The following is a 26,277-nucleotide window of genomic DNA, read 5'->3' on the forward strand; positions in this document are numbered from 1 at the left end:
ACGTTTTTCTGGTGACAACGTCACACAATCGCCGTGGTTAACCTTGATGTACAGCAAAGCCGCTGCTGCCCATCGTAGATGTCAATCTGCCAGACCTGGTGGCGGGAACCGGTATGAATCGCCTTACAGACCCCTCTTACGCGACCTTCACGCGCTGAGCGCACATGGTTGGCGTTAATCTCCAGGCCGACCACCTTCTGCTCGCCCTGAGTGCAGAGATAGCCGGCAACGGAGCCAATGCTCTCGGCCAGTACTACCGAAGCGCCGCCGTGCAACAGGCCGAACGGCTGCTTCGTCCGGTCATCGACGGGCATCGTGGCCTCAAGCGTATCGTCGCCGATATGCTCAAAGCGAATATCCAGCAGCCCGACCATATTTCCCTCGCCCATCGCATTGAGCGCTTCAAGCGTGACTGCACGTTTCCAGATCATCCCAACATCTCCAGTAAAGCCTGTACGGGGTGACGCACGCCGCTGCCTTCCACGCGCTTCACCTGACTGCGGCAGGAGTAGCCCGTCGCCAGACAACGGCTACGCGGCAGACGCGCCATCGCCTGGTGCCACGACAGCTCGTAGATCCCGAGCGAATTCGCATGGTTTTTCGCCTCATGTCCATAGGTGCCAGCCATGCCGCAACAGCCGACGCTGACGTTTTCAAGCTTCGCGCCAAAGCGGGCGAAAATCGACGCCCACTGTGCGGGCGCGCCGGGCAGCGCGGTGACTTCGGTACAGTGGCCAAAGAAATACCAGGACTCGCCGCTGACCTCACGCGGCGGTCTGGAAGCCAGCGCCGTCGCCAGCCATTCGTTCGCCAGCAGGACGTGAAAATCGCCCCGCTGCTCACCGAGCGCCTGCTTATATTCATCGCGGTAACAGAGCACCAGCGCCGGATCGACGCCCACCATCGGCATCCCCAGCTTCGCGATGCGATTAAGGAACTCTGAGGTCTTTTTCGCCGTCTTCGCAAACCGGTTCAGGAAGCCTTTAATATGCTGCGCCTTGCCGTTTGGCGAGAACGGCAGCAGAACCGGCCGGAAGCCCAGCTTCTCGATCAGTCGAACAAAATCCGCCACTACCTGGGCATCGTAATAGCTGGTGAACGGGTCCTGCACCACCAGCACCGTCCCGGCTTTCTGCTCCTCCGTCAGCGTTTCCAGCTGTTCCAGCGTCATATTGGCCGAGCGATGCCCGACCATCTGCTGTTGCAGCGACGGCGTTGACAGCAGCGGCAGATCGACCATACCGATGTGTTTTGCCGACAGCCTGCGCACCAGCGGCTGGTTGATAAAGAAGTTAAAGGTTCCCGGCGCGCGCGCCATTAGCGGGGCATAGGTTTCCACCGTCGCCACCAGATGATCGCGCAGCGGGCGCAGATAGCGCGTATGGTAAAGCTGCAGAAAACGCGAGCGGAATTCCGGCACGTCAATTTTAATCGGACACTGGGTTGAGCACGCCTTACAGGCCAGACAACCGGACATCGCCTCTTTCACTTCATGCGAGAAGTCGTATTCGCCTTTCCTGGCGTGCCAGCTATTGCGCGTCCGGGAGATCAGCGTGCGCAGGCTGGGCCGCTTGCCGACCAGCGCCTTTTCCAGTCGCAGCGGATCGACGCCGCGATCCGCCAGCAGGCGCAGCCATTCGCGCACCAGCGTGGCGCGTCCTTTCGGCGAGTGGATGCGGTTGAGGGTAATTTTCATCGACGGACACATCGGGCTTTTCGCATCGAAGTTAAAGCACAGGCCGTTGCCGTTACACTCCATCGCGCCGCGCCAGGTTTGTCGCACCGCCAGCGGGATCTGCCGATCATAGGCGCCGCGCTTGACGGCATCGACTTTCATCATTGGCGCATCCACGCCTTCCGGCGGACAAATTTTCCCCGGATTCAGGCGGTTCTGCGGATCGAACGCCGCCTTCACTTTGCGCAGTTCCGCGAACAGCGCGTCGCCGAAAAAGGCCGGGCTGTACTCGGCGCGGAAGCCCTTGCCGTGTTCGCCCCATAACAGGCCGCCATATTTTGCCGTCAGCGCCACCACCTCGTCGGAGATTTGCTTCACCAGCACCTCCTGCTGCGGGTCGCACATATCCAGCGCGGGACGCACGTGCAGCACGCCTGCGTCGACGTGACCAAACATCCCGTAGCTCAGGCCGTGGCCGTCGAGCAGCGCACGGAACTCGGCGATATAGTCAGCTAAATGCTCTGGCGGAACGCAGGTATCTTCGGCAAACGGAATCGGCTTCGCCGCCCCCTTCGCATTGCCCAGCAGCCCCACCGCTTTTTTGCGCATGGCATAAATACGTTCGATGCCGGCCAGATCGTGACACAGCTGCCAGCCGATGATCCCCGCCTCTTCACGCGCCATCAGGTCGTCAAGGCGCTGGCACAGCGAGGCAACCTGACTGTCAATGAGCGCTTCATCATCGCCCGCAAATTCCACGATGTTCAGACCGAGCATCTCTCTTTCCGGCACATCGGTAATAAGTTCACTCACCGAATGCCAGACGATATCTTCCCGCGCCAGGTTCAACACTTTCGAATCTACGGTTTCAACGGAGAGCGCCCGGGCCTCCACCATAAACGGCGCGCTGCGCAGCGCGGAGTCGAAGGAGTCATATTTGACGTTGACCAGGCGGCGCACTTTCGGCAGCGGCGTGATATCCAGCCGCGCTTCGGTAATAAAGGCCAGCGTACCTTCCGAGCCGGTGAGAATACGGGTGAGATCGAACTCGGTCATCTCATCATTAAAAACATGGCGCAGATCGTAGCCGGTCAGGAAGCGGTTCAGTTTGGGGAAGTTATCGAGGATCAGCTGACGGTTATCGCGGCAGCGTTCCAGCACGGTGCGGTAAATGCGCCCGATGGCGGTATTGCTTTTCGCCAGCGTTTCCGCCAGTTCGACCGGCAGCGGCTGGGTGTCGAGGATATCGCCGCCCAGCAGCACCGCCCGTACGCCAAGCACGTGATCCGACGTTTTGCCGTAAACCAGCGACCCCTGCCCGGAGGCGTCGGTGTTGATCATCCCGCCGAGCGTCGCCCGGTTACTGGTTGACAGCTCCGGCGCGAAGAAATAGCCAAATGGTTTGAGATACTGATTAAGCTGATCTTTAATGACCCCCGCTTCCACCCGCACCCAGCCCTCTTCCGGGTTGATCTCGATAATACGGCTCATATAGCGCGACATATCGACGATAATGCCCTGATTCAGCGCCTGCCCGTTGGTGCCGGTGCCGCCGCCGCGGGGGGTAAAAATCAGCGAGGTAAAGCGTGGCTCAGCCGCCAGACGGGCGATCAGCGCCACGTCCGCCGTTGAGCGGGGAAACACCACCGCGTCGGGAAGAAGTTGATAGATACTGTTATCCGTTGCCATGGTCAGGCGATCGGCGTAGCTCGTCGCCGTATCGCCGGTAAAACCTTGTTGCTCCAGCGCTTGCAAAAAATTGAGCACCAGTTGAACGACGCCAGGTGCCTGAGAAATCTGTGGAATCATTATTCTGACCCTTTCCTGCGGTCTGTGTTGGGAGGTTATCGTTTGCGTATCGTTGGTTTATTTGTTGTATCACATTTTTTTCTTATACGCTCAACAGAAATACTGGCAGAATCCGCCTGTCAAAATTCGCTGAAACTGCTCATCATAATGAGATGCGTTTCGCGTGCTGAGGTCGCGTCAACGTCCTGACGCACTACATAGGTGAAAAGAGTTTATGGTCAATGTTCGTCAGCCCAGGGATATCGCGCAGGTGCTGCTGTCGGTGCTGTTTTTAGCCATTATGATTGTGGCGTGTCTGTGGATTGTTCAGCCGTTTATTCTGGGCTTTGCCTGGGCCGGCACTATCGTTATCGCCACCTGGCCCGTTTTATTACGCTTGCAAAAGCTGCTCTGGGGCCGCCGTTCGCTGGCGGTTCTGGTGATGACGCTTTTACTGGTCCTGCTGTTTGTCATTCCGGTGGCGCTGCTGGTAAACAGCATCGTTGACGGCAGCGGCCCGCTTATCCACGCGGTGACCGGCGGTGACATGACGCTGCCGGATCTTGCCTGGCTGAACAGCATTCCGCTGGTCGGCGCTAAGCTGTATGCCGGATGGCATAACCTGCTCGATATGGGCGGCGCGGCCATTATGGCGAAAGTTCGTCCCTATCTCGGCGCCACCACCACCTGGTTTGTCGGCCAGGCGGCGCATATTGGTCGCTTTATGGTCCACTGTGCGCTGATGCTGTTGTTCAGCGCGCTGCTGTACTGGCGAGGCGAACAGGTGGCCTTTGGTATCCGCCATTTTGCCTGCCGCCTGGCGGCCAAACGCGGCGACGCGGCGATACTGCTGGCTGCCCAGGCGATTCGCGCCGTGGCGCTGGGCGTGGTGGTGACTGCGCTGGTTCAGGCGGTGCTGGGCGGCATCGGACTGGCTATCTCCGGCGTGCCTTATGCCACACTGCTGACGGTAGTGATGATCCTCTCCTGCCTGGTGCAGTTAGGTCCGCTGCCGGTGCTGGTCCCCGCCATTATCTGGCTCTACTGGAGCGGCGAAACCACCTGGGGCACGGTGCTGCTGGTCTGGAGCTGCGTCGTTGGTACGCTTGATAATGTCATCCGTCCGGTGCTGATCCGCATGGGGGCGGATTTACCGCTGATCCTGATTTTATCCGGGGTGATTGGCGGTCTGATTGCGTTCGGCATGATTGGCCTGTTTATCGGCCCGGTACTGCTGGCGGTGACCTGGCGCCTTTTCTCAGCCTGGGTGCACGAAGCGCCGTCGCCGACCGATGAGCCGGAGCAGATCCTCGAAGAGCTGGCGGAGATTGAAGAACTTAAAAAGTAGCGCTTATCAGGCGGCGCAGGCCGCCTGAATGTTAAGCACGCCTTATTGATTGACTACCGCAACGTTGCTGTTTCCCCTGCCGTCGCTCTGCCCGTTCAGGATTATGTCGCAAATTCTTTACAGTTTTTAAACTATTGAGACGAATCTGATCGACGCCAAAAAGCCCCATGCCCTACTATTAGCTCAACGTTATAAATCAACACATTGATTTATAAGCATGGAAATCCCCTGAGTGAAACAACGAATTGCTGTGTGTAGTCTTTGCCCATCTCCCACGATGGGCTTTTTTTTGTCGTACTTTTGGGATGGGGTCAATTTGACCGGGATCTCAAAATGCATGGAGCTAAAATAGGTCTGTTTACCTGGCGAAGGGTGATATTCAGGTTTTGTCCTAAGTGAAGCGCTTCTCGCGCATAGGGGTACTGCTGTTGCCGGTTCGAGTGGTGTGGCTTATCTGGTCGTTTACATTATCGTGTTAAACAGGGAATTAAGAACGGGATGTTTAGTGAACTGAACGGAGATTAAGTAATAAAAAGTCGGGAAGAACAGAAAATCTTTCCCGGCTCTTAATCTATTGACTTATAAATTTACTCTATTTTCACACAAGACCAGTGACGACTACAACAAAATGTCTCGAGCTTTGGTTGCGTTATTTTTTCAAAATTAACGTTATCAAGTTCGATAATTGAGTTATTTTTATAAAAACCTCATAAAAATGATAATCGCTGACTTTGCTTTCAAGTATCACAAATCCACTCTTAGTAAATAATGATACTAATTCAGTTATTGGTTTGCAGACTTCAATATCATCTACTTTCATATCATTTCAATCCTAAGGTTTTCCAGTTGCACGTAGAACGACCCTGGTAATCCTCTACAAAATATTGTATAGCGCCACCTTCACCCAAATGAGGGTTAGCAGTAGCTATATCAGTAGCTTTCAATACTTCATATACCTGTACCTGTGACCTGTAGCCAAAAAGATCATGAGGTTTCACTTGATCACTTTTGCAAAGAGATGACATTGATCCTTCAGCTGTATTTAATGTTGACTGTGATAGATAAAACTCCGTTTGTCCGGAAACACCACCGTAAATAATATCGCCTTTATTTAAAGTGCCTAATTGCCACTTGTCGACTCCCGGATAGTCACCTTTACCTTGCCACTTTGAGGCTTTAGATATTATATCGTCCTTACACAACCCAAGCGGATCCATATATTTCGGCGGATTTGATACATAACTGTATAAGTTTAACCCGTATCTTAGACCCACCGGATCCGCACACAAATACTGCCCTGTCCCGCAATCATAGTACCGGAAGCGGTTGTAGTACAGCCCTGATTCCCCATCCTCATACTGCCCAGGAAAGCGGGGGCGCTGGTGCGTCTCGCTTTCCGGCACCTCATCCATCCAGGTCTGGCGACGAGCGATATTAAGATTTTTATCATAGCCGAAGCGCTCCTTATGCATGGGGATACTGCTGCCGGTCCGGTGCTAAACAGGTTGTTATGGAGATTACGGAAGGGATATTTAGTCTACTAAACGGCGATTAAATAAAAAGCCGGGAAGATTAAATTTGTTTCCCGACTTAGTAACTTTTAATAGTTTTGAATTATATCTCCAGCTATACCCGTGCTTACATCGAATGAAAAACGATAGTCATGACCATTTATATTAATAAAAAAGAAAAGAATATCAGATATATAATAAACATCATAAAAAACAACTTCTTTTATTTTTTTTTCAATAATTTCCTTAACATCCCACATAATTTCCCCCGTCGAACTCAAAATATAAGCCTGAGATTTATCCTTATCAAACGGCGCTCTAACTAAAGCTACCTCGGCATCACCCAACAATAAAAGTGGGATTATTTTTTTGTGATCTCTGATTTCTATTTTTTTAGTACCATACAACCATGATACTCCTGATGGTAATAAATCAAACACGCTCAGCTTACTGGGGTTTGATTCTTTATCATATTTACCAAGTTCATCTAACACATTAAAGTTAACAATAGTATTCATATCAGCCACCACATTTATCACTATAGATTTTTCTCGGTTTGCCAACAGGTACAAGCTTTGCTCTATCTCTATAATTCAGTATTTGTACCTGAGTTCCTCCTCCAGGGTAAATCTTGCCGCCAGAAACCTGGGGTCCTACAGATCCCGTTTGGATTTGAACACCTTCAGGTATATAGAATTTTTGAACATGCGATATTTCTGGTTTAAATTCGGGAATTACAGCTAACTCATTTCTAACATAATTCACATCAGGTATATGATCTAATGTAGCCCACCCACCCGGAGTGGATTGTCCTGGTGACATAGCCATTTCAACTATTATTCCACCCTTCGGTATTTGAATAGAATTTAAAGTAGCACCAGTTCCCCATGGTTCTAAAGACGTAGGTGCAGGTAAAGCTAAAGGATTTAACCCAAGCGGATCAATATATTTAAGAGGATTATTAACGTATCCATACGGATTCAGTCCTCCTGCCAGCCCCACCGGATCCGCACACAGATACTGCCCTGCCTCACAATCATAGTACCGGAAGCGGTTATAGTACAGCCCTGATTCCTCATCCTCATACTGCCCCGGAAAGCGCAGCCGGCAGGCGGGGGCATCGTCCCTGTTCCGGCCTTCCTCCCGGCCCCACAGCTGCTGCTCTCCCCGCCAGACGATGGTGCCGTCTTCCGTCAGCAGCTCCTGAATGCGCCCGGTGATATCCGTGATGACATAGTGCAGCCGGCCTTTCTCATAACGTGCCAGCGGGGGGAAGCTGCCCGGCTCGTATATCCAGCGGATGGCGTTCCTGTATTCCGGTTTGCCCTCCGTGCCTGCCGGGATTTCCTCCGTCAGCTGGTCGCCGTTCCAGTGAAAGCCGGCGCCGGGTTTGTCCCGGTTAATGCAGCGCTTGCTGATTCTGCGCCCGAACGGGTCATATTTATATTCCCAGCGTTCGCCCTCCGGTGTCTCCAGCCCGGTCAGCTGACTTCTGGCATCCCAGCGGTAGCGCCACGTGAGCGGGCGGTAACCGCTTTTACCGACCCGCTTTTCCACCAGACGGCCATTCACGTCATATTTCCAGGTGGTCCGTTCATCCCGGATAACCCGGACAAACTTCCCTTCTTCCGGCATCCCGCTGTCCGGGTTGATGCGCGAGGTGGTGTGCCGCCAGACTCTGTACTTCCGCGACGTCACCCGGCCATGCTGCTGGCGCTGGTGCGTCTCACTTTCCATCACCTCATTCATCCAGGTCTGGCGACGGGCGATATTCAGGTTTTTGTCGTAAGTGAAGCGCTCCTCACGCATCGGGATGGCACTGCTGCCGGTCCGGGTGGCGTGGCTTATCTGGTCGTTTGCCGTGAGGCTGTTGACCATCGTCCCCCGGTGTGAGTCGCAGACCATTGTCAGGTTGTACGCCCTGTCATACAGCCACTGGCGGTGCAGGGTGCTGTTGCGCCGGTAGTGCGGGTCCGGTTCCGTGAGGTCGCCGGCCTGCTGCTCCGCCAGCATCCCGGTGGGGGTGTGGCTCTGGCGCAGGCTGAATCCGGCATCGCTGCGCCGGGCAGTCTCCCGGCCGCACAGGTCGTGTTCCAGTGTCAGCGGGGCGTGGTCAGCCAGCTGCCATGATGACAGTTTCCCCGTCAGGCTGCGGGTGAAGCGCTCCGTGATACCGGCGGTGGTGCGCTGCGTGACGTAATCCCGCTCCGCATCATACCGGTACTCCGTACGCCTGCCGTTGAGGGTTTCGGCGGTGAGCCTCCCGGCACTGTCGTATTCGAGGGTGACGGTGGCATCGTCATTTTTCGCCTCCACCAGACGGCAGAGCGTGTCATAGCGGAAGGTGGTGCGGCTGAGTACCCGGTCGCTGTCGCCCTGCGTCACCTCCTCGTCAGTCACCTGGTCGGTGACGTTATAGCGGCGGTTAAGGCGGGTGCCGTCCGGGAAGGTGGTGCGGATACAGCGCCCGGCGGCATCATAGCTGTAGGTCAGCGTGCGTCCGGTAAAGTCGGTTTCAGCGACAAGCTGTCCGGCTTTGTCGTAAGTCAGGCGGTAGCTTTCACCTTCTGCATTAATGATTTCCGTCAGGCGGGTGAGCTTATCATAGCGGCACTCCAGCCGTTCGCCGTCCGGACGGATGATGGCGGTCAGCAGGTCAAAGGCGCCGTACTCATAGCGGGTGGTCCGCCCCTCGCCATCGGTGACGCTTTCCGGCAGCTTTTCGCTGTTCTGGCGCATCAGTTCGCGCACGCCGTCCGGACGGTGGATTTCCTCCACGCTGCCCTGCGGCCCGGCATGATGTTTACTGTGGCGGAACTGCGTGGTGAAGCCCAGCGGGTCCTGCACGCTCAGCAGGCGGCCCAGCATATCCTGTTCCGTCTGCGTCACGCCGCCATCCGGGGCGGTGGTTTCCCGCAGCCGGTGCAGGGCATCGTAATCCCACTGCCAGGTGACGCCGCCCGGCATAATCTGCCGCAGCAGGTCGCCGTGTTCGCTGTAGCTGAACTGCTGACGGCGGCCCTGCGGGTCAGTCAGGCTGACCATGCTGCCGCGGTCGTCATAGTCCCACTGCCAGACCTGTTCGCCGGGCAGCGTCAGGCGGGTGAGCTGTCCGGACTCGTTGTAGTCGTAATACAGGCTGTGGCCGCCCGGCAGGGCAACCTGAGAGATATCGCCGTCGTCGTTGTACTGATATTGCGTGGTGCGCCCCAGGGCATCGGTGCGGGACTGCAGTTGCGTGTTCTTCCATACGGAGGTTTCTTCACGCCCCAGCGGGTCGAGGCTGCGGGTGACGAGGCCGTCTTCGTTGTACCAGAAACGGGTTTCGCCGCCTTCTGCGTCGGTGTAGGTGGTGCAGCGTTCCTGGTCGTTATAGATAAAGCGGTCATCGTAATACCCTTCCGGTGTGGAAACTTCCGTGACTCTCCCGGCGTTGTCATAGCGATAACTGACCCGTGTTTTGTCCGTGTCCCGCCAGCAGGTCATAAACCCTTCTGAAGAGTATTCATGCCCTATATGAGTGAACTGGAAGGTGTCGCACTCTGTCAGGAAGCCATTATCATCGTACTGACAGGTGACGAGACGCTGTTGTTGCGGGGCCGTCAGGTCAATGTGCATTAACTGCTGTTGCTGCCAGGCAAGCGCAAGCGTGTAGCCATCACTGTGGCGGATTTCTGTCAGCAGGTCATCTGTGCGGTGAAAATCAGCCCGGTTACCGTAACTGTCATGAATGGCGGACAGCGGATACGTGCCGGAGCCTGCGGGAGAAAATACTAGCGTCTGCTGTGAGCGGCGATCGAAAATGGTGAGTTCACTGTTTATGTTACCGCACAGCCGGTAACATACCTGACGAGGATTGACTGCTCCCCGAAAAATACCGTCCTGTGGGACGGGATAACAGAGCACCACACCTTCATGGTTAGTAAAATATAAATTACCGTTTTGTAACAGCAGCGACTGGGACCAGTCATCTGACCACATATTACCAAACAGCCCCTTCCTTTTTGCCCGGGAGCGATAGGATCGTGACAGACCGAGAGGTACAGACCCGGGTATATGCAGGACATTAAGCTGCTGAATCAGACTGCCGGACGCCACATCAACCGGGTCGCTGCGACATATCAGAAAACTGCAGTCAAGTTCATCCCCTTGCCCTGCTTTTACTTTTTCTTTTCCTTTAATAATGGCGCCATCCATATCTGCACCACCAGCGGTTCTCAGCGAAAAAGCCATAAATATGCTTTGCGCGGCAGTCAGCATTCCCTGATTTTCAGGTGTATTAATGGCATTAAAGGTATCCAGCGCTTCCCCGCCAATCTGCTCAGCCATCTTCTGCGCAGCTTCCGGCGTGGTGCTGTAACGGGTTGAAGCATTGAGCATTGCGCCGATAGCCTGACTGTTCATTACGCCATCGGGCGTATGGTCGGTAAAAAAATCAGTCGCCGCTTCCTTTATTTTTACCGCCGTCTCAGTCATGGACTGTGCCGCCTGGCGCCGTGCATCAGCTTCATTTTCAAAAGTGCGGTACAGGGTGTCCATAAACGCCTGTTCTTCCGCCGTTTCAGAATTGATAACAGGATCAGCCCCTTCTGCCGACACGCTGGCGGCGGGAGGCTGCCCGATAATCAGGCCGGTGGTGTTGCGGGCATTCATCCAGAACTGGTCATAGTGGCGGAGAACCGGCTGGCCACTTACATAAAAGGTTGTACTGTGCTCCAGCGGTTCGCAGATGTCGCCCACCGTACCACTTTTAATCCCCTTAGCCACGCCCGGCCCATCGCCTTTTGTCCGGGGAATGAAACTCTGGTTCAGTATCAGTACCGGCCGTCCGTTGGCTTTCACCGACGGCACAGTCTGTACGGCATCGCCAAGGCTGGCGGTCACCGGATAGGGGACGGGCGGCGTGGCGGGACCGATCGGGGTTTTACAGACATCCGGCGTCAGGCTGACCACCGTCCACAGCCCGTCCTGACGGGCGATATAATTTTTCGCCATTATTTCGTTCCTGCAATATCCGCATGCTGGCGAAACACCTGACGCCAGTAAAAATCAATACAGGTTAACAGCAATATTTTATAGACAAGAATATCGCAGAAGATTTGCACAGATATGAAGTCATTATTCTGTGCAACCGGGCAGGAGCTTAATCTCCCCAGGAGAAGTCTGAAATTGAAAAACTCCATGTAAAAGTTGGCTCCTTTTAATATAACACAAATTACATTGACACCATGAATTGAAGGTGCCAGAAATGTATTTGTTTGAAATTAATGAATATTAAAAGGAAAATTCGGGGTGTTTGTTGTGAGCAGGATCAACTTTAAATAATTCTTGTACATTTTATTCACCCTCTCCCACTATAGAAATGCCATTGCAGACTATTATATCGACCATCAATGATTAACAGGCGCATTTAATTTATGACGAACATACATCAGTGAGCTGAATAATAACCCGGACATTCCAGAATAACAGCCAAAAAGTCTGCTGATAATGATGGCAACGGTAGTTTTGAAGTGACGGGGCTATTAATGAATCCCCAAACATTCTGACTACCGTTTTTTCTCTTTTCACAACGAATTGCGATAAACTTTGATCGTCTATACCCCGCTCACCTGACAGCGGCTCATCATTCGCCAGTTTGTCGGCATCTCCCGCGTCTGCCCGGTCACGTTAACCGTTACGCTTGCCCAGATGTTGTCTGAGGAATTCCCCACCATCAGTTCAAATTCTCCCGGTTCAACCACCCGCTTTCCGTCCCGACGGGTAAAGTTCAGCATGTCGACAGGCAGATAAAAAGTCAGCGTGGCGCGCGCTCCGGCATCCAGCCCGACGCGCTGAAATGCTTTCAGTTCTTTTACGGGACGCACCATCGACGCCACCTTATCGCGCACATACAGTTGCACCACCTCGCTTCCCCTGCGTTCTCCGCAGTTGGTCAGCGTGACCTGAAGCGCTATCTCGCCGTCGATCGGCACTTCCGGCGTCTGCAATGTTATTCCTTCGCAGGAAAATTCCGTCCAGCCTTTGCCATAGCCGAAGGGATAGCGCGAACCAAAGTGGAAAGCAAACGGCGTACCGCCGCTTTTCAGCTTGTGATTGTAATAATAGGGCATCGCGCCCGCGCTTTTCGGCACGCTCACCACCAGCCTTCCCTGCGGCTCAGCGCATCCGGTCAGCACGTCGGCAATGGCCCATCCGCCCTCCTGCCCCGGCGCCCACGCCATTAACAGCGCGGCGACCTTATCCTCCAGCCCCTGCAGGTTGTACGGCCTGCCGCCGGTCATCACCACGATGACCGGCTTGCCGGTGGCGACCAGCGCCTCCAGCAACTGCTGTTGCACACCCGGCAGATTCAGGCTGTCGGTATCGGAACCTTCCCCCACCGTGCCGCTCTGGAACAGTCCGGCCAGATCGCCGACGCAGGCGATCACCACCTCTGACTGTTCTGCCGCGGCCAGCGCATCAGGGATTAATGAAACGTCGCGGGAAACGGGCGACGATTGCATCGGCTTGCCGCTGCTGTCGCCCGGAAAGACCGGCGCGCCCGCTAACCGTTTTTCGATAATATGGCACCCTTTGGCATAGCGGACATTTTCCTCGCCGAGATAATGGCGTAACGCCGCCAGCGGCGTGGTCACCTGCGCGGTGTTATCCACCATATCGCTGATAATCAGATGCACCGGGAAGCTGTAGCCGCTGAGCAGCGCCAGCGGATCGTCCGCCGTCGGCCCCACGACCGCCAGCCGCGGTTGCCCCTGCAACGGCAGAATGCCGTTATTTTCCAGCAGCGTCAGCGAGCGGGTCGCCACCTCCCGCGCCACCTGGCGGGTAACCGCAGACTGTAAATCCACCGCCGATTCATCGGCATACGGCTGTTCGAACAGGCCAAGGCGGAATTTCTCTGTCAGGATGCGCGACACAATTTCATCAATTTTCGCCATGCTGATAAGCCCACGCGCCACCGCCGTCGCCAGATGACGGGCGCAGTCATCTTTTGGCAGCTCCACGTCCAGCCCGGCGTTAAAGGCCAGCGCCGCAGACTCAGTTGCGTCATGGGAAACGCCATGATGCTGATGCAGCAAACTCACCCCACCGTAATCCGCGACGATAATGCCGTCAAAACCCCACTGCTCACGTAACAGGGTGGTAAGCAAAAACGCGTCGCTGTGGCCGGGCTGATTGTCGATATCGTGGTAGGCAGGCATGACGGAACCGGCATTCGCCAGCTTCACCGCCATCTCAAAAGGCAACAGGAAGGTATCGTTCAGTTCGCAGAATCCCAGATGCACCGGCGCATGGTTACGCGCCCCTTCGCTGAACGAGTGGCCGACATAATGTTTAAGCGTGGCCAGCAGGTCGCGTTTTTCGCCCTGTAGTCCGGCGACATAAGCGCAGCCCATCACCCCGACCAGCCAGGGATCTTCGCCAAACGTCTCTTCGGTTCTTCCCCAACGCACATCGCGCAAGACGTCCAGCACCGGCGCCAGCCCCTGCCGACATCCGGCTGAGCGCGCCTCAATGCCTATCTGCCGCGCCGCCCGTGTGACCAGTTCGGGGTCCCAGGTGGAGCCGTAATTCAGCGAAGAGGGAAACAGCGTGGCGTCTTTGCACAGTAATCCCACCAGACACTCTTCATGAAACAACGCCGGGATCCCCAGCCGCGTCTCTTCCATCAGCATTTTCTGCAGGCGGTTTGCCGCCCGCACGCCCGTTTTCGCCTCCACGATGTGTGTGCCAAGCGGACGCGTTATCTGTCCGACGCCGATTTTCAGTCGTTCGCCCAGCACCGCCTGCTCGCTCACGCCGGCAAATTCATCGCTCATGTCGCTGCGTTCCCGATGATCGCCCTCCTCCGATAACACCAGCCAGTAAGCATGCATCTGGGCAAATTTTTCCTCTGGCGTCATTCGCGCCAGCAGATCGGCGACGCGTTCAGGTACGGGACGTGTCGCATCCTTGTAAATCATATTCATGGTTCACTCCTGTATTGCGGAATTCAGCGCGGGAGAGGGTCGTTCATCTCCGGCGTTAAGGTGGCGCTTTTGCGCCAGCTCACGCGCGATGCGGTCTGCGGTCTGGCTATTGAGTTTGTAAATCATCAGCAACAGCGCCATACCAAGGAACAGCGCCGCAGGGATTAACGAAAACAGCGCATTGATGGTGGTAAGTACCGTCGCGCTTTGCTGCGCGGCATTCGGCGCATAATCCACCGCGGCCAGCAGCCAGCCGACGACCGCCCCGCCCAGCGCAAGGCCGAACTTAATGGCAAACAGCGCGGTTGAGAACACCAGACCGTCAAGACGTCTCCCGCTGCGCTGCTCCTCATAGTCGACAACATCAGAGAACATCGTCCACTGTAACGGCGTGGTCAGATTCTGAATGAAGCTGTAGGCGATATTGAGAGCGAAGATCGTCCAGACCTGACCGGGCGGAATAAAGAAGATCAATGAGGCAAAGATAACAAAGGTGACGATGGTCCACTGGTAGGCGCGGACGCGATCGAATTTCCCCAGCAGACGCGCGGAGAGCAGCGCGCCCAATAGCGCCGCAATCATGCCCGACACGATAAACGTGAACACCATATCCGGTCTTAGCAGCACATACTTCACGTAATACATCGTCGCCGAACCGCGCGTCACCACGGCGGTCAAAAGCATGATGTTGAAGATAAAAACAATCCGCCACTGGCCGTTGCCTGCCAGCAGCTTCAGATCCCCCCACATTGAGCCACTGCTGTCGCTACGCGGCGTAAAGCGTTCTTTGGTGAGCAAAAAGCAGGCGAAAAAGAGCGCAATCCCCAGCACGCCCATCAGGCTCATGGCATAAAAATAGCCTTTTTGCGCATCCCCTTTGCCCAGTATCGCCACCAGCGGCAGGGCGATGACGATAACAATGAGCCCGCCGATAAAAGACAAGCCAAAACGCCAGGACTGCAATGAATGCCGCTCATGCGGATCCATCGTCAGCGCCCCCGGCATGGCGCAATAGGGGACGTTGATCGCCGAATAGATAAAGCTCAGCAGGCCGTAGGTCAGGCAGGCATAAACCGTTTTCGCCGTTGCGCTGGCGTCCGGGACATAGAAGGTGATGATGCAGCTTACGCCAAACGGGATGGCGAACCACAGCAGCCAGGGACGGAAGCGACCGTGGCGGGTTTGCGTGCGGTCAACCAGCGCGCCGATACACGGGTCGACAAACGCGTCGATCGCCCGTACCAGCAGGAACATAGTGCCCATCACGGCGGCGGGCAGGCCGAATACGTCGGTATAAAAAAACGCCAGAAACAGGGTGGCGGTTTGCCAGACCAGCGCGCTGGCCATATCGCCAAGGCCGTAGCCGATCTTATCGCGGGTAGTAAGGACAGAGGTTATCATCATTATTGTACCTTTTTATCAGGTCATTCACCGTTAATCAGGAATATCAGTAACACTGCCGAACGCGTTGCAGGTTAAGTATTGGAAGGGGAAGCAAAGGGAACAATTGCGGAAATAAACAGCGTAATTACGTAATTTGGTTAATGTGACCTGACGCACTTCCGCATTGATCTGCGGCGTTTTTTTGCTTTTCCGGCGCAATCGTCAGCCCTCCGCGGCTTTCTGTAGCACAATGCCCGGCGATAACGGCAGACGGTTGTCGCAAGCCGCCGAACAGTTCACACTATGGGGCAGCAAAAATGTTCCGCAGCAGTGAAAGCAGGCGATGGATTGGCGGCAGGCTGGCTGAGATCGCTATAAGAAAAGGTAAGCAATGAAAACTGTAACCGTAAAAGAGCTCGTTATTGGCGAAGGCGCGCCCAAAATTATCGTGTCGTTGATGGCTAACGATCTCGCTGGCGTCAAATCAGAGGCGCTGGCTTATCGCGACGCGCAGTTTGATATTCTGGAGTGGCGCGTCGACCATTTTCGCGACCTCGCCACGGACTCTTCCGTTCCTGACGCGCTGCGCGCTATCCGCGACGCCCTGCCCCACACGCCTCTGCTGGCGACATTTCGCCGCGCCGAAGAGGGCGGAGAACAGGCCATTTCCCTTGAGGCGTACCTGGCCCTGAACCGTCGCGTTATCGACAGCGGGCTGGCGGATATGATCGATCTGGAGCTGTTTATCGGCGATACGCAGCTTCAGCAGATGGTGGAGCACGCCCGGGAGAAACAGGTGCGGGTAGTAATGTCTAACCATGACTTTGAAAAAACGCCGCCCGGCGAAGAGATTATCCGGCGCTTGCGCAAAATGCAGGCGCTGGGCGCCGATATCGCCAAGATCGCCGTGATGCCGCAAAGTAAAGAGGATGTGTTAACGCTGCTCGCCGCGACGCTGGAGATGCATCAGCGCTACGCTAACCGGCCGATTATTACCATGTCGATGGCGAAAGAGGGAGTAATTTCACGCCTGGCGGGAGAAGTGTTTGGTTCCGCCGCGACCTTCGGCGCGGTGAAAAAAGCCTCTGCGCCGGGGCAGATTGCGGTGGACGATCTGCGCGCCGTGTTGACGATTTTGCATAACGCCTGAAACGGATGGCGGCGCGCCGCCATCCGGTAGCGGGTTATTTGTTCAGCTCGGCCAGGCTCAGCCAGGTCTGGACCACGGTGTCCGGGTTCAGCGACAGGCTGTCGATCCCCTCTTCCATCAGCCAGGCGGCGAAGTCTTCGTGGTCAGACGGACCCTGTCCACAAATCCCGACGTATTTGCCCTGTTTTTTGGCGGCGCGAATCGCCATCGACAGCAGCGCTTTTACCGCATCGTTACGCTCATCGAACAGTTCTGAAACCACGCCGGAGTCACGATCCAGACCTAACGCCAGCTGCGTCATATCGTTAGAACCGATCGAGAAACCGTCAAAGTGCTCCAGGAACTGTTCGGCCAGCAGCGCGTTAGAGGGGATTTCGCACATCATGATGATTTTCAGCCCGTTCTCGCCGCGCTTCAGCCCCTGACGCGCCAGTTCTTCGACCACCGCTTTGGCCTGCTCAACGGTACGCACGAACGGGATCATAATTTCGACGTTGGTCAGCCCCATCTCGTTGCGTACGCGTTTCACCGCCTCGCACTCCAGCGCGAAGCAGTCGCGGAAGCTGTCAGAGACGTAGCGACCGGCGCCGCGGAAGCCCAGCATCGGGTTCTCTTCCTCCGGCTCGTAACGCTCGCCGCCGACCAGGTTGGCATATTCATTCGACTTAAAGTCTGACAGGCGCACGATCACGCGCTTCGGCCAGAACGCCGCGCCGAGAGTGGCAATCCCTTCCGTCAGGCGGCCCACGTAGAATTCACGCGGCGAGTCGAAGCCTTTCATCATCTCGCGGATTTCAGCCTGCAGTTTGCTCTCCTGATCGTCAAACTCCAGCAGCGCGCGCGGGTGCACGCCGATCATGCGGTTGATGATAAATTCCAGACGCGCCAGCCCCACGCCTTCGTTCGGCAGACAGGCGAAGTCAAAGGCGCGGTCCGGGTTACCGACGTTCATCATCACCTTCAGCGGCAGATCCGGCATGGTATCGACGCTGGAGCTCTTAACGCTGAAGTCGAGCAGTTCGGCATAGACATAACCGGTGTCGCCTTCAGCGCAGGAGACGGTCACCTTCTCGTCATCCTTCATGCGCTCGGTGGCATCGCCGCAGCCGACCACCGCCGGGATGCCCAGCTCACGGGCGATAATCGCCGCGTGACAGGTGCGCCCGCCGCGGTTAGTGACAATCGCCGCCGCTTTTTTCATGATCGGCTCCCAGTCCGGGTCGGTCATGTCGGTCACCAGCACGTCTCCCGGCTGGATGCGGTTCATTTCGCTGATATCATGAATGACCTTCACCGTCCCGGCGCCGATGCGATGGCCGATGGCGCGCCCTTCGGCAATGATTTTACCCTGCGCGTGGAGGGTATAACGCTCCATCACCTGGCCGCGGGAACGGACGGTTTCCGGACGCGCCTGGACGATGAACAGCTTGCCGGTATGACCATCTTTCGCCCACTCGATGTCCATCGGACGACCGTAGTGTTTCTCGATCTGCACCGCCTGTTTCGCCAGCTCCTGCACTTCATCGTTGGTCAGTGAAAAGACGTCGCGCTGCTCCTGCGGCACATCTTCAATGGTGACCTGTTTGCCATGCTCCTGGGTCGGCGCGTAGACCATGCGAATTTTTTTCGAGCCCATCGTGCGACGCACAATCGCCGGACGATTCGCCGCCAGCGTCGGTTTATGCACATAGAACTCATCCGGGTTCACTGCCCCCTGCACCACCATCTCGCCCAATCCCCATGCCGAGGTGATAAATACCACCTGGTCGAAGCCGGACTCCGTATCGATGGAGAACATCACCCCGGACGAAGCGAGATCGGAGCGCACCATCCGCTGAACGCCCGCCGAAAGCGCCACGCCGCGATGGTCATAGCCCTGATGGACGCGATAAGAGATGGCGCGGTCATTAAACAGCGAGGCGAAGACGTGCTTCACCGCCACCAGAACCGCATCAAAGCCCTGAACGTTGAGAAAGGTTTCCTGCTGGCCGGCGAACGAGGCGTCCGGCATATCTTCCGCCGTCGCCGAGGAGCGGACGGCAAAAGAGGCGTGTTCGTTATCGGCAGACAGCTGCGCGTAAGCGTCGCGAATGGCGTTTTCCAGCTCGGGCTGGAAAGGAGTGTCGATAATCCACTGGCGGATTTGCGCGCCAGCCTTCGCTAACGCAGAGACATCGTCAATATCCGTTTTATCCAGCAGTTCATAAATGCGCTGGTTTACACCGCTTTGGTCGAGAAACTGATTGAACGCATCGGCGGTGGTTGCAAAACCATTCGGCACGGAAACGCCCATACCGGAAAGATTAGTAATCATTTCACCCAGGGAGGCATTTTTGCCCCCAACTCTGTCTACATCATTCATGCCGAGTTGGTTATACCAAAGCACCAGCGGTGACGAGCCATTGTTGGACATCGAACAATCCTTTTGTGATAAATGAACGAGTTTAGGAAACGCTTAACTGCATATTTATCTTTGCACACTTAACCGGATGAAAAAAACGGTGAATCGTTCAAGCAAATATATTTTTTATTTTTTCAGACAGTTTACCCCGTTGCGCAAACCCGCGTATGGCGCGGATCTCCACAATAAAAGTCGGTATAAACATTCGTTCCGGAAAATGAAATGTACTTTTCACAAAATATAAAAACACCTTTTCACTTTAACAAACGAGTCTGATTATCTACGCTTTACGTTATTTTTAATTTATGCTTTCAGAGAATTATGGCCGGGTGACTGGATGGACAAAATGGATAATGCTGTAGACCGTCATGTATTTTATATTTCTGATGGAACGGCGATTACCGCTGAGGTTTTAGGCCACGCGGTGATGTCGCAATTCCCCGTAACGATTAACAGCATAACGCTGCCGTTTGTCGAAAACGAAAGCCGTGCCCGCGCGGTGAAAGAGCAGATTGATGCGATTTATCAGCAGACCGGCGTGCGACCGCTGGTGTTCTATTCGATCGTGTTACCGGAAATCCGCGCCATCATTCTGCAAAGCGAGGGGTTCTGCCAGGATATCGTGCAGGCGCTGGTTGCCCCGTTGCAGCAGGAGATGAAGCTCGATCCAACGCCAATCGCCCACCGCACGCATGGCCTCAATCCCGGCAACCTCAACAAGTACGACGCGCGCATTGCGGCGATCGACTATACCCTCGCCCACGACGACGGCATTTCGTTGCGCAATCTCGATCAGGCGCAGGTCATTTTGCTGGGCGTCTCCCGCTGCGGTAAAACCCCCACCAGCCTCTATCTGGCGATGCAGTTTGGCATCCGCGCGGCAAACTACCCCTTTATTGCCGACGACATGGACAACCTTGTGCTGCCTGCGTCGTTAAAGCCCTTACAGCATAAGCTATTCGGCCTGACGATTGACCCGGAGCGCCTGGCGGCGATTCGTGAAGAGCGTCGGGAAAACAGCCGTTACGCCTCTCTGCGCCAGTGTCGGATGGAAGTGGCGGAGGTGGAAGCGTTATATCGTAAGAATCAGATCCCCTGTCTGAACAGCACCAACTATTCGGTAGAAGAGATTGCCACCAAGATCCTCGACATAATGGGGCTTAATCGCCGCATGTACTAATAAACTAGTTCAATGGTTCGTATTTTTTGCTATGATGCCGCTCTGCTTGCGAGGTGTGACGCACCTCGCACTTGAAATCAGCAGGGATTGGTTTAAGGTTGTGCCCATCACTTCCGGTGCCCTGCCGTAGAAGCAACACATTTCTGAGAAATAACCATGAACAGAACCGATGAACTGCGCACCGCGCGGATAGACACACTGGTAACGCCCGCTGAGCTTGCGCTCCGGCATCCCGTCTCGTCCGCCGTCGCCAGTCACGTTACCGGCGCCCGACGCCGGATAGAGAAGATACTGAACGGCGAAGATCGCCGCCTGCTGGTGATTGTCGGCCCCTGCTCGATACACGATCTGGATGCGGCAATGGAGTACGCAACGCGTTTACAGACGCTGCGCATTCAGCATCAGTCGCGGCTGGAGATCGTCATGCGCACCTATTTTGAAAAGCCGCGTACCGTCGTGGGCTGGAAAGGACTGATTTCCGACCCCGATCTTAACGGCAGCTATCGCGTCAATCACGGCCTTGAGCTGGCGCGCAAACTGCTGCTGGCGGTGAACGAACTTGGCGTGCCTACCGCCACCGAATTCCTGGATATGGTGACCGGACAGTTTATTGCCGACCTGATTAGCTGGGGAGCGATTGGCGCGCGGACCACCGAAAGCCAGATCCACCGCGAAATGGCCTCGGCGCTCTCCTGCCCGGTGGGCTTTAAAAATGGCACCGACGGCAATACGCGCATCGCCGTGGACGCCATTCGCGCCTCCCGCGCCAGCCATATGTTCCTTTCGCCGGACAAAACCGGCCAGATGACGATTTATCAGACCAGCGGCAATCCGTACGGGCATATCATCATGCGCGGCGGCAAGAAGCCGAACTATCATGCGCAGGATATCGCCGCCGCCTGCGACACGCTGCATGAGTTTGACCTGCCCGAACATCTGGTGGTCGATTTCAGCCACGGCAACTGTCAGAAACAGCATCGCCGCCAGCTGGACGTCTGTAACGATATTTGTCAGCAGATACGTAACGGTTCGACGGCCATTGCCGGAGTGATGGCGGAAAGCTTTCTGCGCGAAGGCACGCAAAAAATCGTCAGCGGGCAGCCGCTGGTGTACGGGCAGTCGATTACCGATCCCTGCCTGAGCTGGGAAGACACGGAACTGCTGCTGGATAAACTGGCCTCAGCGGTGGACAGCCGCTTCTGATCGCTTGCCCATTCCTCTGAGAATGGGCAACGCCCCTTTGCTTTGCCAGACACGCCGATTTAACGCTTGTCGATGGTGCGCAATTTATTGATAATAAAAATCATTGTTAAATTAATTATCAATAATTATCGCTATGTCACAGAAGGATAACCCCGGCTCCCCTCGCCCTCAGGAAAGAGAAGACGCCACGCCATGTGCGCCTGTACGCAAAATCAGCAGTCAGCATCTGCTCGGCGCGGAAGGCAAAGTGATTATTAATCATGACGGACAGGAGTACCTGCTGCGTAAAACGCAGGCGGGTAAGCTCCTGCTGACGAAATAACGGGGTTGTCCGACAGGCGCGGGCATGGCGGCTGAATCAGCTGGAGCAGCTTACTTCCAGATGTCTTCCCCAGTCCGGCGGACGATTAACGTAATCATCGCTGCGGTCAGTGAAAGGATCGCGCAGCGCGGCGTGCAGGCGATGCAATTCGCTCATATCGCCTTGGTCCGCCGCGCTAATGGCGCGTTGCGCCAGCCAGTTACGCAACACTAACGCCGGATTCACGCTGAGCATCAGCATCTGACGGGCGGCATCATCCACACCGTCGCGCAGTAGACGCTCTCTGTAGCGGGCAAACCAGGCGTCAAACGCTGCGCGGTCGATAAACTCATCGCGCAGCGGCGATGCTGCGCTCTGTTGTTCGGTCCGGCTCAGCATCCGGAAGGTGCGCGTGTAATCGCTGCGCTCGCGCGCCATCAGGCTGAACAGCGCATTAAGCAGTTCATTATCTTCTTTTTGCTCGGAAATAAAGCCTAACTTCTGACGCATCCGCTGGCCGTAACGCCGTAACAGTTCCTGCTGATACTCATCCAGCGCGTTATTAAGCGCCTCAACCCCGATAAACGGCGACAGGCTCTGGGCCAGACGCTGGAGATTCCACAGCCCTACCGCCGGCTGGTTGTCGAAGCGATAACGTCCCTGATGATCGGAGTGGTTACAGATGAACCCCGGCTCATAATCATCAAGGAAGCCAAACGGGCCGTAGTCCATCGTCAGTCCCAGGATCGACATATTATCGGTATTCATCACCCCGTGCGCGAAACCAACGGTTTGCCAGTCTGCTATCAGTGTCGCAGTACGGGCGACCACGTCGCGAAACCACAGCAGATATTTATCTGTCTCTTCGTGAAGATGAGGCCAGTAATGGCGGATAGCGAAGTCGGCCAGCTGCTGAACTTTTTCTGGCTCGCGGCGGTAATAAAAATGTTCAAAATGGCCGAAGCGCATATGGCTTTGCGCGAGGCGCATCAGCATCGCGCCGGATTCCACCGTTTCCCGGTAGACAGGCGTATCGCTGGTTACAATCGTCAGCGCCCGGGTGGTCGGTATGCCCAGATAGTGCATCGCTTCGCTGGCAAGGCTTTCGCGGATGGTTGAGCGCAGCACCGCGCGACCATCGCCCATTCGCGAGTATGGCGTCAGGCCAGCGCCTTTCAGATGCCAGTCCAGGATGCTGCCGTCAGGCAGCGCCTGCTCGCCCAGCAGTATGCCGCGTCCGTCGCCGAGCTGTCCGGCCCAGACGCCGAACTGATGTCCGCTGTACACCTGCGCCAGCGGAGACATCCCTGGCAGCAACGACTCGCCGCCCCACACGCCCGCGGGGCCATCGGCATCAAAAAGCGTCTGTGGAATATTCAGCTGTTGCGCGAGCGCGCTGTTGTGCCAGATGAGTCGGGCATTTTTCAGCGGCGTCGGTGAAAGCGCGGTATAGGTTGCCGGCAACTCATCGCGCCAGCGGGCAGTAAAAGACAGGGTCATAGGGCCTCCTGTCTGTAGTGTAGTCGGTTAATTCCCGACTAAACACCAGCAAACAGCAAGGTTATCCCTGAATCAGCCGGGTGATGCGGCTTGCCGTTACGGCAGGCCACAGCGCCCCCTGCATCGCGCTGAAGCCAAATGGCGTTACCCGCGCCAGCATCTCCTCGCTGTCGATGCCTGCAATCATCAGCGAATCGCAATAAGGAGTAACCTGAGTAATAATGGCGCGCATAAAAGGTTCAAATGACAGACTCATGGCCCGTCGTTGCACGAAGTTTCGATCCAGAATAATACGCCGGAACAGACCATCAAAAATAGCGCGGGTGGAACTTTCTCCGGCGCCGAAATTAGCCAGTACCAGCGGATAACGTGCCGCCAGCGCGCTCAGCATTTGATTCTCTTTTCCCGCCGCCAGCTCAGGGAAATTTTCCTCGATCAGTAACTCCAGAAAGGGAAAACGTTTGACGGTTGAAAAACGTTCGCTGTTCATTAATAACAGCGGCGCTACGGCTGGCGTAATATTTATCCAGGCAGTCAGTTTATGCTGAATAAAAAAGTGCTGGCAGGTTTCAAGCAGCGCCAGTTTTTCGGCAAACAGCTGGCAATGCTCTTCAGGCGTAAAACGCGCCTGCGCCAGCTCCGTCGGAAAGCGCACGGCGCCGTCCTCGCTAATAAAGTTTGCAATAATTTCTAAACCAGCCAGTTTTCTGTCGACGCTGCGCGCGGGCTGAAAACAGAGTTCAGAATAATAAACATTCTCCAGCGAGATTTTCATCAGCGCTCCTGCTCACTCAGGGCGTGATACGGCAGTCGGCGACGCAGGACGTGAACGCACGTCTTTTCAGATGCTAACGGGAATACGTTCATATTGTCCTTTTCACCCGGGGGGCCGGTTCCTTCATATTTAGCGTAACGTGATTATATACGCTTATTCAGCTTTGTCTTTTTTCTGTAATAAGGTAATGACTTACTTTTATGCGGAAAATAAGATTTTCAGATTAAATACGTCTTGCCTGCCAAAAGTTTTTCCGCCAGTAAACGTTATCCAGCGACGATCGCATAACCCCCCGACTGGTTGAGGCATGAATAAACTGTCCGTCGGTATCATAAATACCTACGTGCAGTCCGCTCTCTCCTGAGCCGGTTTTAAAAAAGACCAGATCGCCCGGCAGTAAATCATCTTTGCTGATTTCAGTGCCAATTTTGGCCTGCTGACGCGTTTCGCGCGGTAGCTGCAAAGAGAATTGATCGCGCATCGTCATCAGTACAAAACCGGAGCAGTCCACACCACCGCGACTCATCCCGCCATAGCGGTACGGCGTACCGCGCCAGCTCTGAAGCTGATCGTTGAGACCGGCGATGACGGTAATTGAATCAGAAAGCCGGGCATTGGGCGCAGGGGCGCGATGACTGCTGCATCCTGCCAGCCATAGTGCTGCAAAAAGAAGAAACCAGAAACGCATTCAGGACGAATCCTCTGTTTTTATTTTTATACCAATTTAGCGGTTATGGGCATGGTTTTTCAAGGCGCTGTTCAGGTCGAAATCAGCATTCGATGCCCTTCGATGTCCAGACGACGAAAATTAAGGCCATACGCCCGCGCCAGATTGGGCGGTGTCATAACCTCATCGCGCGGTCCGCTGGCCAGCAGTTTGCCCTGCCTGAGCAGCCATACCCGATGCGCATGGCGCAGCGTATGATTCAGATCGTGGCTGCTCATCACAATGGCTATCCCCTGCCGACATAACTCGCTCAGAATACGGTCCAGCGCATTCTGCTGCGCGACGTCAAGGCTGTTCATCGGTTCATCAAGCAGCAGCAGCTGACCCTGCGGGTTTGTCTGCGGCGCGATTTGCAGAATCACCGCGGCAAGACGTACGCGCTGCCATTCGCCGCCGGAAAGCTGGCTGGCGTTGCGTCCGAGCTTATCGGCCAGCCCTAACGAAGCCGCGACCTGCTCCAGCTGGTCAACGCGCGCGCTGTCGGCCTGATGCAGCGTCAGGTAGTGCCATACCGGCATCGCGAACGGCGGGTTCTGCTGCTGCGCCAGAAAGGCGCGATGCCGCGCCAGTTTGCCGGCTGGCCAGGATTCCAGCGCAGTGCCGGCAAAAGTAACCGTCCCGTCGCCGCGGGTTAAACCCGCCATCCGCGCCAGCAGAGTGCTTTTTCCGGCGCCGTTAGGCCCGACCAGATGCAGGATCTCCCCTGCCCGAACCTCTGCGGAGAGTGGTCCAAGCCGGGTGCTCTCGGCAACATCCTGTAGCTGCATCAGTAAAGACATTATTTAGCCAGCGCGATTTTGATACTTTCCATCACGATAGGATCCTCCGGCGTCATATCCGGCGAAAAACGCTGAACCACGTTGCCATCCCGCCCGACGAGGAATTTTTCAAAATTCCACAGAATATCATCCGGATAAAGCGGCGCGCGCCCTTTGCTTGCCATACGCTCGTAGAAGCCGCTGTTTTCAGGCGCTACCGCCGTTGGCGCGGCGGCAATCAGCTTCTGGTACAGCGGATGGCGTCCTTCGCCGTTAACGTCGATCTTACTGAACATCGGGAAGGTAACGCCCCAGGTGGCCGAGCACCAGGTTTTAATCTCTTCATCGCTGCCCGGCTCCTGGCCGAGGAACTGATTGCAGGGAAAGCCCAGCACCACAAATCCCCGGTCAGCCCACGCCTTCTGGATGTTTTCCAGTTGCTCGTACTGGGGCGTAAGTCCGCATTTTGACGCCACGTTGACTATCAGCAGCACCTTACCGGCGTACTTGTCCAGGGTAATAACGTCTCCGTCAATTGTCGTCACTTCAGTATTCAGAATCGAGTCTTGCATAGCGTCTCCAGAGAGTGAGTAAGGCTGTTGCC

General features: G+C 55.5%; 18 protein-coding genes and 1 other RNA gene. 6 read left to right on the forward strand and 13 right to left on the reverse strand.

Annotation, left to right across the window (positions count from 1 at the left end; translation table 11 throughout):
• Positions 1–20 precede the first annotated feature (20 nt).
• Both menI and ydiJ read right to left on the reverse strand, forming a co-directional pair.
• Complete coding sequence (menI, locus tag K7R23_RS19655; protein ID WP_012905631.1) at positions 21–431, reverse strand: 1,4-dihydroxy-2-naphthoyl-CoA hydrolase; 411 nt, start codon at positions 429–431, stop codon at positions 21–23.
• On the reverse strand, positions 428–3,484 hold the full coding sequence (gene ydiJ, locus K7R23_RS19660; protein ID WP_012905630.1) for a D-2-hydroxyglutarate dehydrogenase YdiJ: 3,057 nt from the start codon (positions 3,482–3,484) through the stop codon (positions 428–430). Before ydiJ ends, menI begins: the two co-directional genes overlap by 4 nt.
• A gap of 214 nt (positions 3,485–3,698) precedes the next feature.
• Here ydiJ and ydiK point away from each other — a divergent pair, with 214 nt between their 5' ends.
• Together ydiK and rprA are read left to right on the forward strand one after the other, a co-directional pair.
• Positions 3,699–4,811 carry an AI-2E family transporter YdiK gene (gene ydiK, locus K7R23_RS19665; RefSeq protein WP_012905629.1) on the forward strand — a complete coding sequence of 371 codons (1,113 nt, stop codon included), beginning with the start codon at positions 3,699–3,701 and terminating at the stop codon, positions 4,809–4,811.
• 186 nt (positions 4,812–4,997) lie between these two features.
• Positions 4,998–5,104: antisense sRNA RprA (gene rprA, locus K7R23_RS19670), an RNA gene on the forward strand.
• A 528-nt stretch (positions 5,105–5,632) separates the two neighbouring features.
• Here rprA and K7R23_RS19675 read toward each other — a convergent pair.
• The 5 genes from K7R23_RS19675 to K7R23_RS19695 all read right to left on the reverse strand — a co-directional run bounded on the left by K7R23_RS19675 (position 5,633) and on the right by K7R23_RS19695 (position 15,699).
• A complete protein-coding gene (locus K7R23_RS19675) occupies positions 5,633–6,283 on the reverse strand; it encodes an RHS repeat-associated core domain-containing protein (protein ID WP_024132637.1) in 651 nt (216 codons plus the stop codon).
• A gap of 128 nt (positions 6,284–6,411) precedes the next feature.
• Positions 6,412–6,840, reverse strand: coding sequence for a hypothetical protein (locus tag K7R23_RS19680; protein WP_012905628.1), 429 nt, complete (start codon positions 6,838–6,840; stop codon positions 6,412–6,414).
• Between the two features lies 1 nt (position 6,841).
• Positions 6,842–11,317, reverse strand: coding sequence for a PAAR-like domain-containing protein (locus K7R23_RS19685; RefSeq protein WP_024132636.1), 4,476 nt, complete (start codon positions 11,315–11,317; stop codon positions 6,842–6,844).
• A gap of 602 nt (positions 11,318–11,919) precedes the next feature.
• Complete coding sequence (locus K7R23_RS19690; protein WP_012905625.1) at positions 11,920–14,295, reverse strand: glycoside hydrolase family 3 N-terminal domain-containing protein; 2,376 nt, start codon at positions 14,293–14,295, stop codon at positions 11,920–11,922.
• A 3-nt stretch (positions 14,296–14,298) separates the two neighbouring features.
• Positions 14,299–15,699: an MFS transporter gene (locus tag K7R23_RS19695; RefSeq protein ID WP_012905624.1), complete on the reverse strand. Its 1,401-nt coding sequence runs from the start codon at positions 15,697–15,699 to the stop codon at positions 14,299–14,301.
• 370 nt (positions 15,700–16,069) lie between these two features.
• Between K7R23_RS19695 and aroD the strand changes: the two genes are divergently transcribed.
• A complete protein-coding gene (aroD, locus tag K7R23_RS19700) occupies positions 16,070–16,828 on the forward strand; it encodes a type I 3-dehydroquinate dehydratase (RefSeq protein WP_012905623.1) in 759 nt (252 codons plus the stop codon).
• A 34-nt stretch (positions 16,829–16,862) separates the two neighbouring features.
• Here the strand turns inward: aroD and ppsA are convergent, their stop codons facing one another.
• Entirely contained in the window at positions 16,863–19,241 is a 2,379-nt protein-coding gene (gene ppsA, locus K7R23_RS19705; RefSeq protein WP_012905622.1) for a phosphoenolpyruvate synthase, read from the reverse strand.
• Positions 19,242–19,575: 334 nt separating this feature from the next.
• On the opposite strand from ppsA, the gene ppsR reads away from it, so the two are divergent.
• The 3 genes from ppsR to hemP all read left to right on the forward strand — a co-directional run bounded on the left by ppsR (position 19,576) and on the right by hemP (position 21,934).
• Complete coding sequence (ppsR, locus tag K7R23_RS19710) at positions 19,576–20,409, forward strand: posphoenolpyruvate synthetase regulatory kinase/phosphorylase PpsR (protein ID WP_012905620.1); 834 nt, start codon at positions 19,576–19,578, stop codon at positions 20,407–20,409.
• 156 nt (positions 20,410–20,565) lie between these two features.
• Positions 20,566–21,612: a 3-deoxy-7-phosphoheptulonate synthase AroH gene (aroH, locus tag K7R23_RS19715; RefSeq protein WP_012905619.1), complete on the forward strand. Its 1,047-nt coding sequence runs from the start codon at positions 20,566–20,568 to the stop codon at positions 21,610–21,612.
• Between the two features lie 133 nt (positions 21,613–21,745).
• Complete coding sequence (gene hemP, locus K7R23_RS19720) at positions 21,746–21,934, forward strand: hemin uptake protein HemP (RefSeq protein WP_012905618.1); 189 nt, start codon at positions 21,746–21,748, stop codon at positions 21,932–21,934.
• A 36-nt stretch (positions 21,935–21,970) separates the two neighbouring features.
• On the opposite strand, the gene selO is transcribed toward hemP, so the two are convergent.
• The 5 genes from selO to K7R23_RS19745 form a co-directional block, all read right to left on the reverse strand.
• Positions 21,971–23,413, reverse strand: a complete 1,443-nt coding sequence (gene selO, locus K7R23_RS19725; RefSeq protein WP_012905617.1) for a protein adenylyltransferase SelO — start codon at positions 23,411–23,413, stop codon at positions 21,971–21,973.
• Positions 23,414–23,474: 61 nt separating this feature from the next.
• Positions 23,475–24,188 (reverse strand): EAL domain-containing protein, encoded by a 714-nt coding sequence (locus K7R23_RS19730; protein WP_012905616.1) that lies wholly within the window; start codon positions 24,186–24,188, stop codon positions 23,475–23,477.
• 223 nt (positions 24,189–24,411) lie between these two features.
• On the reverse strand, positions 24,412–24,876 hold the full coding sequence (locus K7R23_RS19735; RefSeq protein WP_012905615.1) for an NlpC/P60 family protein: 465 nt from the start codon (positions 24,874–24,876) through the stop codon (positions 24,412–24,414).
• Between the two features lie 71 nt (positions 24,877–24,947).
• On the reverse strand, positions 24,948–25,694 hold the full coding sequence (btuD, locus tag K7R23_RS19740; RefSeq protein WP_012905614.1) for a vitamin B12 ABC transporter ATP-binding protein BtuD: 747 nt from the start codon (positions 25,692–25,694) through the stop codon (positions 24,948–24,950).
• Positions 25,694–26,245, reverse strand: coding sequence for a glutathione peroxidase (locus K7R23_RS19745; RefSeq protein WP_012905613.1), 552 nt, complete (start codon positions 26,243–26,245; stop codon positions 25,694–25,696). Before K7R23_RS19745 ends, btuD begins: the two co-directional genes overlap by 1 nt.
• Positions 26,246–26,277 lie beyond the last annotated feature (32 nt).

The sequence above is a fragment of the Citrobacter rodentium NBRC 105723 = DSM 16636 genome, assembly GCF_021278985.1.
In the GTDB taxonomy this organism is placed as follows: Bacteria; Pseudomonadota; Gammaproteobacteria; order Enterobacterales; family Enterobacteriaceae; genus Citrobacter_A; species Citrobacter_A rodentium.

Coding starts and splice junctions, on each gene's coding strand:
- menI (WP_012905631.1), bottom strand. CDS start 431: ATGATCTGGAAACGTGCAGTCACGCTTGAAGCGCTCAATGCGATGGGC.
- ydiJ (WP_012905630.1), bottom strand. CDS start 3,484: ATGATTCCACAGATTTCTCAGGCACCTGGCGTCGTTCAACTGGTGCTC.
- ydiK (WP_012905629.1), top strand. CDS start 3,699: ATGGTCAATGTTCGTCAGCCCAGGGATATCGCGCAGGTGCTGCTGTCG.
- K7R23_RS19675 (WP_024132637.1), bottom strand. CDS start 6,283: ATGCATAAGGAGCGCTTCGGCTATGATAAAAATCTTAATATCGCTCGT.
- K7R23_RS19680 (WP_012905628.1), bottom strand. CDS start 6,840: ATGAATACTATTGTTAACTTTAATGTGTTAGATGAACTTGGTAAATAT.
- K7R23_RS19685 (WP_024132636.1), bottom strand. CDS start 11,317: ATGGCGAAAAATTATATCGCCCGTCAGGACGGGCTGTGGACGGTGGTC.
- K7R23_RS19690 (WP_012905625.1), bottom strand. CDS start 14,295: ATGAATATGATTTACAAGGATGCGACACGTCCCGTACCTGAACGCGTC.
- K7R23_RS19695 (WP_012905624.1), bottom strand. CDS start 15,699: ATGATGATAACCTCTGTCCTTACTACCCGCGATAAGATCGGCTACGGC.
- aroD (WP_012905623.1), top strand. CDS start 16,070: ATGAAAACTGTAACCGTAAAAGAGCTCGTTATTGGCGAAGGCGCGCCC.
- ppsA (WP_012905622.1), bottom strand. CDS start 19,241: ATGTCCAACAATGGCTCGTCACCGCTGGTGCTTTGGTATAACCAACTC.
- ppsR (WP_012905620.1), top strand. CDS start 19,576: ATGGATAATGCTGTAGACCGTCATGTATTTTATATTTCTGATGGAACG.
- aroH (WP_012905619.1), top strand. CDS start 20,566: ATGAACAGAACCGATGAACTGCGCACCGCGCGGATAGACACACTGGTA.
- hemP (WP_012905618.1), top strand. CDS start 21,746: ATGTCACAGAAGGATAACCCCGGCTCCCCTCGCCCTCAGGAAAGAGAA.
- selO (WP_012905617.1), bottom strand. CDS start 23,413: ATGACCCTGTCTTTTACTGCCCGCTGGCGCGATGAGTTGCCGGCAACC.
- K7R23_RS19730 (WP_012905616.1), bottom strand. CDS start 24,188: ATGAAAATCTCGCTGGAGAATGTTTATTATTCTGAACTCTGTTTTCAG.
- K7R23_RS19735 (WP_012905615.1), bottom strand. CDS start 24,876: ATGCGTTTCTGGTTTCTTCTTTTTGCAGCACTATGGCTGGCAGGATGC.
- btuD (WP_012905614.1), bottom strand. CDS start 25,694: ATGTCTTTACTGATGCAGCTACAGGATGTTGCCGAGAGCACCCGGCTT.
- K7R23_RS19745 (WP_012905613.1), bottom strand. CDS start 26,245: ATGCAAGACTCGATTCTGAATACTGAAGTGACGACAATTGACGGAGAC.